Source organism: Sporosarcina sp. USHLN248, assembly GCF_037144575.1.
GTDB lineage: Bacteria > Bacillota > Bacilli > Bacillales_A > Planococcaceae > Sporosarcina > Sporosarcina contaminans.
In genome coordinates, this window is the sequence record NZ_JBBCZC010000003.1 from 127520 (window position 1) to 142638 (window position 15119).

At 40.4% G+C, this 15119-nt stretch carries 11 protein-coding genes; 3 read left to right on the top strand and 8 right to left on the bottom strand.

Features of this window, described 5'->3' with window-relative positions:
• Positions 1-8: 8 nt before the first annotated feature.
• The 4 genes from WFH04_RS02260 to WFH04_RS02275 all read right to left on the bottom strand — a co-directional run bounded on the left by WFH04_RS02260 (position 9) and on the right by WFH04_RS02275 (position 4720).
• The gene (locus WFH04_RS02260; RefSeq protein ID WP_336822429.1) at positions 9-1169 is read right to left on the bottom strand and encodes a CpaE/TadZ family protein; all 1161 of its coding nucleotides are present in this window, start codon (positions 1167-1169) and stop codon (positions 9-11) included.
• A gap of 27 nt (positions 1170-1196) precedes the next feature.
• Positions 1197-1994, bottom strand: coding sequence for a Flp pilus assembly protein CpaB (gene cpaB, locus WFH04_RS02265; protein WP_336822430.1), 798 nt, complete (start codon positions 1992-1994; stop codon positions 1197-1199).
• 475 nt (positions 1995-2469) lie between these two features.
• Complete coding sequence (locus WFH04_RS02270) at positions 2470-4209, bottom strand: AAA family ATPase (RefSeq protein ID WP_336822431.1); 1740 nt, start codon at positions 4207-4209, stop codon at positions 2470-2472.
• Positions 4210-4588: 379 nt separating this feature from the next.
• A complete protein-coding gene (locus WFH04_RS02275) occupies positions 4589-4720 on the bottom strand; it encodes a hypothetical protein (RefSeq protein ID WP_336822432.1) in 132 nt (43 codons plus the stop codon).
• 263 nt (positions 4721-4983) lie between these two features.
• On the opposite strand from WFH04_RS02275, the gene WFH04_RS02280 reads away from it, so the two are divergent.
• Positions 4984-5796: a C40 family peptidase gene (locus WFH04_RS02280; RefSeq protein ID WP_336822433.1), complete on the top strand. Its 813-nt coding sequence runs from the start codon at positions 4984-4986 to the stop codon at positions 5794-5796.
• An 88-nt stretch (positions 5797-5884) separates the two neighbouring features.
• Here WFH04_RS02280 and WFH04_RS02285 read toward each other — a convergent pair whose 3' ends face one another.
• Complete coding sequence (locus WFH04_RS02285) at positions 5885-6829, bottom strand: patatin-like phospholipase family protein (protein ID WP_336822434.1); 945 nt, start codon at positions 6827-6829, stop codon at positions 5885-5887.
• 313 nt (positions 6830-7142) lie between these two features.
• Here WFH04_RS02285 and WFH04_RS02290 point away from each other — a divergent pair, with 313 nt between their 5' ends.
• Positions 7143-8195 (top strand): YsnF/AvaK domain-containing protein, encoded by a 1053-nt coding sequence (locus WFH04_RS02290; RefSeq protein ID WP_336822435.1) that lies wholly within the window; start codon positions 7143-7145, stop codon positions 8193-8195.
• A gap of 123 nt (positions 8196-8318) precedes the next feature.
• Here the strand turns inward: WFH04_RS02290 and WFH04_RS02295 are convergent, their stop codons facing one another.
• From WFH04_RS02295 to WFH04_RS02305, 3 genes are all read right to left on the bottom strand, one after another.
• A complete protein-coding gene (locus WFH04_RS02295; protein ID WP_336822436.1) occupies positions 8319-8747 on the bottom strand; it encodes a hypothetical protein in 429 nt (142 codons plus the stop codon).
• A gap of 487 nt (positions 8748-9234) precedes the next feature.
• Positions 9235-9972 carry a hypothetical protein gene (locus WFH04_RS02300; protein WP_336822437.1) on the bottom strand — a complete coding sequence of 246 codons (738 nt, stop codon included), beginning with the start codon at positions 9970-9972 and terminating at the stop codon, positions 9235-9237.
• A complete protein-coding gene (locus tag WFH04_RS02305) occupies positions 9965-13798 on the bottom strand; it encodes a DEAD/DEAH box helicase (protein ID WP_336822438.1) in 3834 nt (1277 codons plus the stop codon). Before WFH04_RS02305 ends, WFH04_RS02300 begins: the two co-directional genes overlap by 8 nt.
• A 256-nt stretch (positions 13799-14054) precedes the next feature.
• Between WFH04_RS02305 and WFH04_RS02310 the strand changes: the two genes are divergently transcribed.
• Positions 14055-14987 (top strand): YflT domain-containing protein, encoded by a 933-nt coding sequence (locus tag WFH04_RS02310; RefSeq protein WP_336822439.1) that lies wholly within the window; start codon positions 14055-14057, stop codon positions 14985-14987.
• Positions 14988-15119 lie beyond the last annotated feature (132 nt).

Genomic DNA, 15119 nt, shown 5'->3' on the forward strand with positions numbered 1-15119 from the left:
AACACCTCCTACTGTTTTGCAACTTCACGTGCAAACTTCCGGACATCCTTGGCAAATGGGATCATCTTCCGTTCTTTCGCAAGCTTTCTTACAGGTATCCCTTGATTGATAAAAGGCTGCAATCCTTTTGTATCTTGTCTAATTGAAGCAACAACTGGGTAACGCAATACATTTTTTAAGTCTTTTTGCTTCACTTCATAGTCCTTGGATAATTTATTCAAAGCGATTTCCATTCGGCTCGACAGCAATAAACCTAATCTTTCACATAGCTCTTCGTATTGTTTTAATATTTTCAGCGAAGGTGTGTCCGGCGTCAGCACATAATAGATTTTGTCAGACTCTTCCATTGCTGTGACGACAAGCTCGTTAATAGTCGATGGCAAATCTACTACGACATAATCAAACGTTCTTCTGCATGTTCTTAGTAGTCTTGCTATGAACTCATCATTCAAAGTTTCTAAAACTTCTGCATCGCATGGGCTTATCAATACTTCCATCTGAGAATGCTCTTGAGTTTGCGATACATTTCGTATATGGTTTTCGTTCAACTCATCAATAACTGGCATTAAATCTGCCAACGAACGATTGGATTCGATAGAAAGTAACGTTTCCACTCCTCCATATTGTCCATTTAGATCTATTAAAATGACTTCAGCTGAGGACTCCAATTTCATCGTTTGTGCAAATGTTGAGGATAGCAGTGAACATCCGCTTCCTCCCTTACCGCTGTAAAAAGAAATGATTTTACCTCGTCCGCGACCAAACGATAATGTTTTCGACTCTTCGCTTGCTGCTTTTTTAGCAGCATAGCTTTTTACTGTATTTGGGAACCTGCTTGAGAATAGACCGGATTCTTCTGGAAACACATAAAATTCATCAACTCCGGCTCTTGTCGTATTGCGCAGCAGACTAAAATCAGATTCATTTGCAATAAAAAGTATAAGTGCGTTTTGATTGATCACTTTCAACATTTGGACAATCTCCACTGACGTATCAGAATCCGTATCAACAAAAATGACAATATGGACGATATCTCTATTCATTTCACGGACTGCATCTTTCGATTTGACGCCAATGACACGATCAGCTTTCGTTTCTGCAATTGTCATTAGTTGGGACATGAGCGCTTCATCGTCTGAGACAATCATGATATTTAAACTATTATCCATCGGCCTCACCCTTCAAATATGTACTTATCAGTTAACCGAATCTTCCGACTTATTTTCTTGCACTGATTCATCTTCTGTTTTACCTTGTTCAGGCTGATCCTTTTTTTCTTCGGTCACTTGCCCTTCCTCTTTTGATTCAGGAGGCTTCGTTTCGGTTTCTAGTGATTCGTCATCCTTGCCTAATACTTGGTCCGTCCCTTCCCCGAATGTAGCAGCATCTCCAACGTTCGCTTTTAATACACGAATATGGTCTGCATAGTTTTGCATATGGATCAGCTTAGGAGCCTCTTCAGCAGAAACCTCTACAGCTACTCCTGCAAAATTGTCATCCGTTCCTTGAGCAAAAGCGACTAAGACATCTTTCATGAATATTTCTGTCTTTTTTTTAGATCCGTCACTTGTTGAAACGATGATATCCACTCGATCCAATGCAGTCAGAACTTGATCGAACTGCACTTTATCGGTTCTATACATTGTCACAAGACGGTTATTTGCGTTTTGCAAATTTGATACAGGTTTAATCATATTTTTCGTAATAAGATCACCTGGATTCAACGGAACAGTAGAAACTTGGTGTTCAAATTCATCTTGTGAAAGGATATGGCTATCTGTAACGAATTTATTAGGAATATCCATTTTTGTCACTTGTGAGGGCTGAATCGCAGTTCGGGAAGGTATCGATTCCTTTGCTATATATACTGATGTCATGCCACCCAAATCAGCATTAAGCTGCTTCACCTTCTCTAAAATTAGATATCCAGTAGCTGCCGCTAAAATAAAGGCCAAAATCAAAAATATGGCAGCCCGTCTCTTTGCTTCTAACATCCCAACCCCTCTTTCATTATGAACCTCGTATTCTATTCAAGTGCTAATAGGTACCTAATGCCTTAATTATTATCACGCGCATATTCTTATGTCAAAACTGTGACAAATACGTTTTAACGCAAGACAGGTCCATAGTCACCAGAACTAAAGTTTATTTAAAATTAAAGAATTAATAATTTCATGCGTATTCCAATAATTTTTTCTAATAAAATATGACAAATGATGCCATTTTTTAAACATAGTATGTCTTTCGATTCATTTTTTTGTGTAAATCAAATTTAGTAAAGTCTTGAAACAAAGGTAATCCTAAAGTCTTTCGCCTCATTATTTTTACTGTTTTAAAAATGTTTTTATTCTTTCAGTCAATACAAAAAACCTTAACAATAAGAAGCAGATGCGATAAACCTATAAAGTAAAAAAGACTATGCAAAGGACCATTGAGTCCTCCTGCATAGTCTTTACTATAATTTTTTTATTAACTAATGACTAATTGTTCCACGTTAGCACCAATTTTACGATCAACGATTTCTTGAACTTCAGTACCATCTAATGTTTCTTTCCGCATTAACGCTTCAACTAATTGCTCAAACTGTGGTGCATTTTCTTGAAGCAGCATTTCCGTCTTTTGGAGAGCTTTCTTATAGAGCAATTGCATTTTCTCTTCTCGCTCACCTTTATTGAACGTCAATGTGAAGCCGTCCTGCAATACACCCATGTCAACCATTTTTTCTAAAATATCTTTTGCTTGCTGAACGTCTCCGCTGACACCGACACTGTGCTCACCGAGATAAAGACGCTCTGCAACACCGCCAGCCAAAATCATGCTCACTTGATCCATTAGCTCGCTCGCTGTTTGCAAGTGCAGCTCTTTTGGGATCGGGGCTACATAGCCTAATGCTTGTCCGCGCGGAATGATCGTCGCTTTCCGGACGGACCCCGGCTTTGTCAATGCCGCGATTAAAGCATGCCCGGATTCATGGATTGCGACACGTCTCTTCGTCTCCGGATCGTTCAATGCACGCGATGTGCTTCCTAATATGGTGCGATCAATCGCAAAGTCAAGGTCGCTTTTAGCAATCTGTTCCCTGCCATCACGGATTGCACGTTTACTAGCGGTTTCAAATAAAGCGCTCAGCTCCGCACCAGAAAACCCCGATGTACTTTCGGCTAAAGTGTCTAATGATGCGAAAACTTCATCCGCAAGCATACGCCCTTTCGTATGGATGTTAATAATTTCACGGCGTCCATTCGCATCTGGAAGAGGCACATTAAATGTGTAATCGATACGGCCGGGACGAAGGAAAGCATCATCCAACATATCTTTCCGGTTCGTCGCTGCGATGAACAATATGCCGTCATTATCATTTCCGCCATCCAATTGAACAAGCAACTCCGTCAGCGTTTTCTCGGACTCCTCACCACCATGCTCTTTCCTTTTGCCAGCAAGTGCGTCTACTTCATCAATGAAAATAACAGCTGGACGTTGTTTCCGTGCATTTTGGAAAAGTGTCCGAACTCTTGAAGCTCCGACACCAACATATAACTCGGTGAATGCAGACCCGCTGGAAGAATAAAATGTGGCACCAATCTCTTGAGCGATCGCTTGTGCAAGCAACGTCTTCCCAGTCCCCGGAGGACCATAGAGCAAGATGCCCTTCGGCGGTTGAATGCCAATTTGAGCAGCCCGCTTCGGATCTTTAATGATCGATAGCGTCTGCTGGATCTCATCCTTCATTTCATCCGGCAATCCACCAATATCTTTCAGTGAAATATTAGGAAGTGGCGTCTCTTGTGAAGCGCTTTTCTTCATTGAAGAGATACCGACACCTAACTTCCCTTTTTTATGCAAAATGAATAGTGTTAAAAACGATGCGATGATGAGACCACCGATAATTAAACCGCCATACTGCCCACTATCCACATATTTATAGGAAAGGTCGTATTTTTCGACCAATTGCTCTGCTAAAGTGCTTTGCGGACGAACAGTAGTTGTGTACAATCCATCTTCCGTTTGTACAGACAAAGTTCCGTCAGCTTTTTCTTTCAAGGATATCGAATGGCCGTTCTGAAGAGCGATCATTTTCTCCAATTCGGAAAACGAAACCTCTTTCCCTTTATTTGCCCCAGAGACATACCATCCGACAGTTCCTGCAATTCCCGCGACTAAGAGGACAAGGACGACAATCTTTGCTGCAAACTTTGAAATAGGCTTCAAGCCATCCCCAACTCCTTCATAAAGATACTATACATTATAAAGCATATTTGCCTATGAAGATAGCCGGAAAGTTGTAGAAATGTTGACAAAAAAAATAAGATAGCTAACTAACTTGGGGACAATAAATCAATTCAGCTGCTTCTGTAAGACTTTTAGAAGTCGAACAAATATTTAAAATATATAAGCATGAAGGATTTATCCTTTTTCTTAATACTTATTTTTAGCTTTGCTTATGGCATACACCTTTTTGGAAAGAGATAGAACACTTTCTAAAAGTGAAAATGCTCACATCCATTGCACTTCCCGTCTATAGGGTTACACATTTCTTATTTCATTTGTAAAATAGAAGGCTTCGTAAAATAAAAAACGGTTAAGCAGACTATTGCCTGTTCAACCGTTCGTTTTCTTTACGCAATGCTTGCACTCTGAGTTCTCCGCTCGTCTTTCGTCGCGAAGTCGTTTTTTGACGATGTTCTTTAATGATTGCATACATCTCTACCAATTGGATCATACAAATCCCTCCATTCTTCAGTTCACTCTATAGTATGTACTGAAAATGGAAAGGATACACATCCATAATATGTTCTATTAATTAAAATATAACGATAAGTTTATCAAGAATGATAATTCTATATATTTATTATTACAGCCTACTTACTAAAATGAAAATTGTAATGTTTTTGTAACGTCACTGCATCCTTCCCGTAATACTCATTCTTTACAATGAAAAGCGTGTTCATTATATAAAGATAAAAGTTAGGGGATTTTAATATTATGAAGAAAGTTGCTATATCGTTCATCTTAGCTGGATCGCTTACTTTAGGCATTGCCGCAACAAACGCGGATGCTTCTACACATAAAGTCCAAAAAGGGGAATCATTATATACGATTTCCAAAAAGACAAATGTTTCTGTTGCAAATTTAATAAAATGGAACAACTTATCATCCGATCTCATTAAACCAAACCAAGTGTTGAAGACTTCTGCTTCATCGTCAGCTACTGCTGCAAAGAGCTCAAAAACGTATAAAACAGCATATAATGTCAATATCCGTTCCGGAGCAGGTACAGGCCATAAAATCGTTACTTTAGCGAAAAAAGGAACAACAGTGAGCATCATTGGGGAGAAAAAAGTAGGTAAAGAATTATGGTATCAAGTAAAAGTGAATGGAAAATCCGGTTGGGCGTTAAGTACGCTGTTAACGAAAAGTACGGCAGCACCATCTACAGTTGCAAAATCGAATGACGTTGTATCGGTCGCTAAACAGCTCACTGGGATTCCGTACCGTTTTGGTGGCACGACAACTAAGGGATTTGATTGCAGCGGCTTTGTTCAATACGCATTTAAAAAATCTGGAAAAACAGTTGCCCGCGACACATTAAGTCAGTTTAATCAATCTAAAAAAGTGTCAACACCAAAGCCTGGTGACCTTGTTTTCTTCCAAAATACATATCGTAAAGGAATTTCACACGTCGGTATTTATGTCGGCAATAATAAATTTGTCCATGCTGGCGGATCGAAATCCCAAATTACAAGCTTGAGCAATTCCTATTGGAAATCAAAATTCCATAGCTTCAAACGACTATAGTTTGAGCAAAGCATTTGGAATTCAATTTTAGGTATCCGCATATAAAAAGAAAAAACGGTCTGTCGACAATCGGCAGGCCGTTTGCGTATTATATGACTTTACGCATCCCTCCTTCCGAATGGCTCATAAAAATTTTTCCCGACTGATTTGCATATGGCCATGTTTGTAGAAATTGATTTGTTCGTTGTCGCCCAATTTGCATAAGCTCATCTTTTTGTTCATCTTCCATATTGAATTGCGTTGCGCTATATTGCTCAACAGGAATAAAGATAATATCTTTTTCGTGCTTTCTTGAAATATATCGTTCGTCATGCGCGTTTTTCATCGTAGAGAATAATGCTTCAAATAGGTGCAAAGCATTTTTTATTTCTTTTCCGACCATCTCCTCTTTCGGATGGCTTAGCTTCATGCCAATTAACGGTCGTTCTCGCTTTCCATTCGCATCATCAAACAGCCACATTGGAAAATTGCTCAGTACACCCCCATCTACAACGATCGTCTCCCCTGTAGGCACTCTTAGTTTTACTGGTTCGAAGAAAAACGGAATGCCGCAGCTCATACGCAATGCTCTTGCAATTGAAAAGGTTTCAGGCTCAATGCCATAATGGATTAAATCATCCGGCAATACGATTAACTTGCCATTCGTTAAGTCAGATGCTACTAATTTAAGCGAGCCGGCGGGCAAATCTGAAAAGGTATAGATGCCTTTCAACGACAACTTCTCAAAGAACCAATCTTCCAAAGCTTTGCCTTGGTATAACCCCATTCGCCAATAAAGCATAAGCCACTTCATGAACGGCAGTGGCAATATCGTTTTTCTTGGATCCAATAGCGCCCCTAAATCCTCTTCTTGCATCATTTGCTCGATTTCCTTCCCCGTATAACCTGCCGCGATGAAGCAAGCAAGTAACGCTCCTGCACTCGTTCCCGCTACACGTTGAAAACGATAACCTTTCTCTTCTAACACTTGATAAGCGCCGACCAATGCAAATCCTTTCAATCCCCCTCCAGCGAACACGCCATCTATTAACAAACGGCATCCCCTTTCAAACGTATTAAATTCCCTTCCCTTATAGATAGGATGAACAACGCCCAAATGTGATTATTATTTTAAACATTCCTAAATGGAATGCATCAGACTGTAGACAAAGTATCTTTTTACTTTGTCTACAGTCTTTTTAAGGTTTTGTAGTCACTATATAAGTGCTTCCCAGCTTGGCTTGAAAACCCTTGTCAACAAGCTTTGTAATAGTTTATGCATGAAAAAGCTATCAATCACTCTTCCAAAGTTTTTGTTTTTGTAAAAAGGGTATCAAAAGAAGACAATCATAAGGAGGAGGCAAAGTATGAACGACAAAACATTTATTGGTATGTTCTATGACGACGAAGAGATATTGAAGCAAATAGACGATTTAAAGGCGCAAGGGTTTGATGGGGAAAATATATATGCCATTACGAAGGATAAAAACGATGTAGCCATGTTCCAGGGACTTAAATACGGGGATGTCCAAACGACGCCAGATTCTTGGTTCGATCGTTTCATAGATTTTATGACAGGAGAAGACCATGTTCGAAGCATGCTGAAGGAAGTCGGCGTAAACGATAATGATATGGATGCTTATTACAGAGATATTGAAGCTGGCGGAAAACTTCTTTATGTGGATGAAGGGGAGGCAAATCGGCTTTATAAGACAAATGGGGAGAGATTTGGCGCAACCGGCCTTGGAACAGATCCGAATTTAGGCGCAAACAGGGTCATTGAAAATGAAACAACTGATGAGATTTTCCCGGAAGCATACGATGCCCCTTATGCAGCGACGAATGAAAATTTAGGTCGTGTAGGAGGCGAAGCATTGGTAAATCAAACGAACTATGAAACACCTCCAAACAATAATCGGAAAGAAACAAATGCATATAAGGCAGAAACACCACATGAAGAAACGATGCGGCTGCGTGAAGAGCGCTTGAGCGTCGATAAGGAGAAAGTAGAAAAAGGGGAGATTTCCTTGCATAAGGATGTCGTAGAAGAACAACAATCGATCGATGTTCCTGTCATGCGTGAGGAAGTGTATGTAGAACGTCGTCCGGTAAATGAATACGAACAAAATGAAGCGGATTTCAGATTGCAAGATGATGAAGAAACAATCCATATTCCAGTTATGGAAGAACGACTTGAAGTAACGAAAAAACCGTATGTTTCAGAAGAAATCGTTATTGGCAAACGCGAAGTGGAAGATGTCGAAACAGTGCGCGATTCAGTGAAGCATGAAGAAGCGTACATGGAGCAAGACGGTAATGTAGAAGTGACTGGAGAGTTCGAAGATCGCTCAAATGTAAAGCGCAATAAACGAAATGATGCTGAACTCAATTCGAGAAAAAACGACAAGCTTGATTTGTAATGCATTGTTCTAAAGAATTTGCTGCCTAAAAGAAACCAGTGAAGCTACAAATAGTACCTTCACTGGTTTTGTTATAAATTATCTCTTCCATTATCCTCTAATTCTTCTTGGACTTGCTGATTACTATTGATCTCCAGAATCATCCAACTTTCGTTTCTGCAAATTCTCTAACATTTTTATAATATCTTGTGTGTCCTCTTGACTATTGAAAACAAACTCATTCATCGTATAACGGTGATTCCTCAAACTTCTGCGCAAACGGCTAATATCGCTCTTCTGCTCTTGCAACAATTCGAATGCATCCGATTGAAGATCTAAATCATCCAATTGCCTGTGATAGATGGACAGCAGCCTGTTGCTCAAACGATAATGACGCTTTCTTTGCTCTATTTGCTGTTCCACCAACCAATCAACCGCCGACTCCAACTTCTTTAAACGATCTAAAATAAGTGTATACATCTCCAATTGTTGCTCAATGAAAGATTCGTAAGGATTATATACGAACTGGCGCTGATTATGTCCGATATCAAAATGAGGATCCTGTTTCTCCATGAGACATACCCCTTCTTACCTTCTTCTTTCTATTGTATGGAAGCTAGTAAGTTCCGTGAGTCGCATGCACGAGAATATGCCATTTTTCTACATTCACCATTCTCAATAACATTGGTTAGGTAAATCCATCGATTACATAGAACCTACAGACTGTAGACAAAGTATTTTTTCACTTTGTCTGCAGTCTTTTTAAGGTTTTTAGTCATGGAATAAGCGTTTGCCCAGCTTGGCTTGAAAACGCTTGTCAAGGAAGGCAACCTAAGAACGCCACGTCCTAAAGGTGCCTTAATTTCTGCTAAGAGCGCAATACGGCAAATCGAACCCTTCGCCGTTCGATTGTCAACAAGCTGCCTATTTGGCAACTGGAGAAAGTGCGTATTTCAACGGTGCAATCCCGCATGCTTTCCTGTCTATTGCTCGCTATTTATTTTTCAAATAAGTAAAAGAGGTTATCATGAAAGCAAGAACGCTTCAGACAACCTCTTTTTCATATTTTATAGTGCTCTCTCCATGTTGAAAGTTCTTTCTCCATAATTTCCTCTGCCAATTGTTCATCCCATTGAGCGGATAAACTGTTCCAAACGCGTGCATACATTTTATCCTCGGCCGCATGATACAAATGGTACTCAAAAATAGGAACCGTATGCATATCGAGCTCCGTTACAGATCGAATGGATTGAACTGTAATAAGCATTTCTTCTTCTATTGTTGCAGATAGTTTGTCCACAGCTTTTCGCAGCTGGTTCTCTTCAATTTTCTCCACCGCTACTTCTTCTTTTGCATAGCGATACAACGGTTCACTTCCCTCTTTTAATTCCCCGAAAAGAAATTCGCCATGTGTACTGCTATAATAGGCTGTCTTCTCTTCTTTTTCAGGCGGGTGAATAAAAATTCCTAATTTCAACTGCTCTTTTCCTGTTTCAGTTAAACTGAAATACTCCGGCTTCTTTTCGATCATTTTTGCGTATTGCATACTTTTTATCATGTCTTCAATGAACAATGGTTCAACACGCAAAAGGTCACTTATCTCTTCAACCGAATCTGTTTGCATTTTGCTGAAAACGATGAGTAGCATTTTCATAAGCAAATCCATCGGTGTACGCTTTACTGTTTCATAGGAAATTTCAATTTCTTGAATAGGTATTGTCCACGTTGCCGAATGCAATAGGCGGACGTTTGGATCGGCTAACAACTCCCTGTTTAAATTCTTTTTCACATTATCCATTGGCTCGTCCTCCCGCATGATGTAACAAACGGAAACCGTTTAACCGCCTTACTTGCTCTACTAAGCGGCTATACATTTCCCTCGTTTCCGCTTTTTTTGGCCGTTTCGTAAACATTTCCGAGCTCCCAACGATCAATAGTAACTCCCTTGCGCGTGACAGTGCGACGTTCAATCTGCGGTAATCCTCCGCAAAGCCGATTGTACCGCTTGGCTGCTGATGGTTTCGGACAAAGCTTAACAAAATAACATCCATTTCCATCCCTTGAAACTTATCGACCGAGCCTGTCCGACAATGCAAATGATTAGGGCGAATTTCTTGCTCAATCAAGCGGTCAATCCGCTTTACTTGTTCGCCATAAAAACTAATGATCCCAACGCTTTTTTTACTGTCAGCAGGGAGTCTCCCTTCCCTTTTCGCTTGCTCAGTCGCCTCATCCAAATCCTCTAATAGCTCCCCAATCATTTGTAATTCCGCTTCGTTGTACAAACTAGTGCCGCCTTTCACTTGCGCCTCAAAATAATCCGGCTCATTCGGCATATCAAACCATAATAAATGGTCATTGCGATTAAAGTAGCGGGAATGGAGGAAATGGTCACGCACCCGTTCCGAATCATCCAGCCCACAGCGGAGGCGATAGTTGCCTTCCTCGTAAAATGGAGCAATCGCATCCATTATTTTCTCATGCATACGATACTGGATGGAGAGCATTGTTTTGTTTTTCTTAGGCAATGTCCTGAACAATCGTTCGAACAACGATTCTTTTAGCAAGCTGCGCAGCTCATTCTTTTCCGTTTCATCATTGATTTCATCCACAAACTCCTCCATCGTTTCCCTACCGATTAAAGGGGGCAGTTGATGATGGTCTCCAACTAAAATGATCTTTTTCCCTTTTAGCATCGGCAATAACAGTTCTGGCGGCGTCGCTTTTGACACTTCATCAATAATGACAACATCAAAGTCCGGGTAATCCTCAGCAAAATCCTTTCTCGCTGACGCAACGCAAGTCGTGCCGATAACATTGGCATGTTTTACATATAATTTCCGAATTTCATCCAAATCATAAGAGCTTGCTTCGGATAATAAACCGCTCCATTCTTCCTGTAGCTCCTGAATAATCGGCAGCCGCTTCTGCTCATGCTGCAATTCAACCTTCCGTTGTCCGATTGAACGGACTTCTTCTAACAGTTCTTTTTTCATTTGTTCCACATTGATACGTGTTATTTCATATAAAACATCGAGCCGTTCCTCAACATGTACGACATTTTCCGTCATCAATAACTGTTTTGAAAGAATGTCATCCAATGCATTTTGCGCATCTTCAAGCTTCCTTAATTGCTCAACGAGCGCTTCTCTTTTTTCAACGATTGAACGTTCAATGATCGTTACTTTTGCGGAGCGATCTTCAAATGCGGAAATTTCTTTTTTCAATGCAGTAATTTCTCGCTCGATTGTGTTGCGGTCTGCATCTTCATCGACACTTTCTGCAAGCTCTGCATGTTCTTTTTTCAAGTTGGCGATTTCCTCGATTTGCTTTACAACGTCCTCCTTTGCTGCAGTCATTTCAGCTTCCAATGAGCGCAGCCGTTCCGTAAACTCTTCTTGAATTTCATTTTTTACCAATAAAAAACGATTGGCCGCTTCTTCATTTGAGGAAGCTTTAATAGCAGCCATCCGTTTTTCCACGTCATCTTTTTTCCCTAACAAATACGCAACATTCTTTGCAATGCGTTGCAATAGAGCTAATTTTGCTGGATTATTTTGCATTGCAATTTGTCGCTTCGTCTCCTTTGCGCTTAAATACCGGCCGAATTGATCTAACATTTCATGCATTTCATCGGTTGTTTGAAAACGATCAGTCTGTCTCGGTTTCATTTGTTCAACCGGATAGGAGTTTTTATTCAATAGTGATTGAGCATAATCAATTCCTTTTACTAGCCTCTCCTCGACTTCACTCCATTCCCTTAATTCATAAGGGTAAATTCCTCTTTGAATTTCCGTTCTCAATTTACGCAGGGCGTTGATCTCCAAACTGATCGGCAAAGATGGTTTAAGCTGAAGGGCAGCGAATAGATCTTCTACTTCCTGAAGCTTGCGAACCGGGGCAAGCAGCGTTAAAAACTGTCTAATTGGCTCACATTGTACAGTTTTTCTTGCAGCATCCTCTTCCATTCTTCTAACAGAAGATTGAGCAACTTCAATCGCTTCTTCTGTTTGGAAATAACGCAACGTTCGTTGTAAGAATGCAACTCTTTGCTGCTTCTCTTCCATTTCAAGCACCATTTCTGAAGGAATGGCCATCTCTTTTCTTTTCTGTTCTGCAATCGCCGTTTCAGCTTTTAACGTTTCGATCACAGCTCGAATGTTATCTAACTGTTCAGCTGCTTCTGTTTCTTTCCTTTTCAACTCCATTTTTTCAGTCTGCATTTCCCTATGTTGTTTCGACAACTCGGCATGTTCAGCTTCAGCAGCTTGCTTTTCTACAATTTTCTGTTCAATATCCTCAATTTCTTTTAGCAATCGCGCCTCTTCATCCACTAATCGCGAAATCTCTTCACTCACTTCACGTTCACGTTCTGCATGATGGCGCCTTTCTGTTTCAACCGCTTCAAAAGTTTCGTCCCGCCAATGCAAGGCAACATTTTCTTCAATGAAACGCTTACCTTCCTCTTCAATGCTTTCCGTTCTGCCATAACGCAAAATGCGGATGCCCGGATCGGATAGTAGACGCCCTAAAGCATTGTCTACTGCCAAATTGGATTGCGAAGCAACTAACGTCCGTTGTCCGGCTTTCACTAACTGATGACAAAGCTCAGAAATAACTGTCGTTTTTCCCGTTCCTGGTGGTCCTTGAATGACGTATAAGTCATGCGCGGACATAGCGCCTGTAACGGCTTCACGCTGAAATTCATTTAAAGGATGATGGAATTCTAACTCGACTTGTTTATTTGTAATTTGAACGACAGGACGCTCTTCAAATAAAACCTTTTCCAAATTGGCGTTTGCCGCAATCCCATCCTGCAAATCTTTGAAGCCTTTCCGGAGTCTTTTGATCTGGCTCAATTGAGCAAAATTGCTGAAGACAATTTCATTTACGTTATTCGGAAGCAATGTTCCATGCCGTGCTTTCGCTTGCGATTTACGGGTCAATTCTATTTTTACTTTTCGACTCGATCGTTTCACATCGATTACAGTGCCAATATCCTCTTGCTGCCCTTTTAGCTTCGCACTGAAACGAACAATCGTATTCCAATCTTTTGCTTCCAATCCGCTGCATACAATCGTTAACTTACTGAAATCTTCATTATAAAAAGGCTGAGAAAAATGAGCCACCATATCTTCCACATCTGCATTCTTTTCCTCAATCCGTAAATATCCTTCCCAGCTTTTAATGCGTTTTTCTACATAGGCGGATCGTTCTTCCGCTATCGGAAGTTCGCGTAAAGCTGTATACAACTGAATTGGCATCACTTTTCCAGTAGATCCTAAGGCGAACTTCAATCGCGCGGCATAGCGTCGATTCGTCTGGACACGCTCTCTCCTGCCTCTCACACGAAAGTTCGTAGCGACAAACCCTTCATTCTTATATACACATTCCAAAATAGGCACTCTTCCGTCCAAAAAATTACGCAATTGGACATTCGTCTTCGGGTCAAAATAAAAGGAGAAAGACATATTGTCCTGTTTCGCGGGCTGTTTTTCTATGTAAACATCAAAATGATCCTGCATCGAAAATAGGGCATGTTCATCCACTATCCATCTACCAATTTCTTTTCGAGCACGATTCGTCATATCCAATCTGCACGTCACGACTTCCAATTCACTCAACAGGACAACCTCCTTTCGTTGTTCAATAAGATATTTCCGATATCGTAGCCTTAATTGATACCTATATGAGTGGATTTCAAACTAGATTAACCATTGCAAAACCCGAATTACAATGCGTTAAATAGAAACCATACGTTCTATCATACATCAAAACGGGACTAAATTTGAATGGAAAACAATGACCATTACGAAAGTACATTCGTTTCCAATTTTCTAAAATCGGGTATGGATGAGCATAGATAAAGGAGGAATTGCTATGGAACAAAAAACCTTTGTCGGGTTGTATGATACAGAGCAATCAATCATCGACGCCATTGAGAAATTGGAGGAAAAAGGTATTGATCCTTCTTCGATGTATATCGTTGCAAAAAATGAAGAGGACGTAGATCTTTTTAGGCGAAAGTCATTTCATGACATTCAATCCGCCCCATCCAACTATTTAGACCGCATCATTAGTTTCTTTTCCGGGGAAAACCATGTACGAAGCATGTTAGTTGAAATAGGATTGGATGAAGCAGATCTAAAAAAATACGAATCGGAAATTAAACAAGGCAAGTGGCTGCTTTATGTCGAAGGGGAACCTGAAAAAACGGTGTATGAAATTTTGGAAGAACGAAACAAGCCGGAAACGAATCCATTCAATCGCCCTGTTTCCGAAGCAGCTTATTTACAACAAAATCATGACCTATCTTCTAATATCGGCGATGACGGCATGCCAAAAAACGATTTTAGGGACAGCATCGTGCCGGATACCTATGAAATGCCATTCGATCAGAACCGTGCTTTAGGCAGGATCGGAGCTGAGACGCTTTTTGACAAAACAGAATACGAACCAAAAAATAGCAACCAACACATTACACCAAACAATATACAGAGCAGTACCGATGAAGAACGAAAACGTCTCCATATGCGATACAAACAAGAACGGATGAAACGACATGAAGAAGAACAATCCGGGCTTCCACATCCGACAACATTCATGGAAAGCCAAACAGAACGTCAAGACGCTATAGAGGAATTCGATCCGGAGGAAACATCCACTCACTTTCCAATGCCTAAAAACACAGACGGCGAAAACGTTAATACGGTTCATGAACCAATTATAATCGACTTAAGAAATATTCATAAGGCCTCAAATAACCCGCATAGCTATTGTACGAACGACCATAGTTCCGAAAAGAAAAAGTAAACAATTGCATGGTTTTGACTGAAGGGGCTGTCCAATAAGTCCCTAAAATAGAACAGGTGGCGAAAAACGAATCGTTTTTCGCCACCTGTTCTTGTATTTTTCTCATTCAATACTGAAAGTAGCTCGCGGATG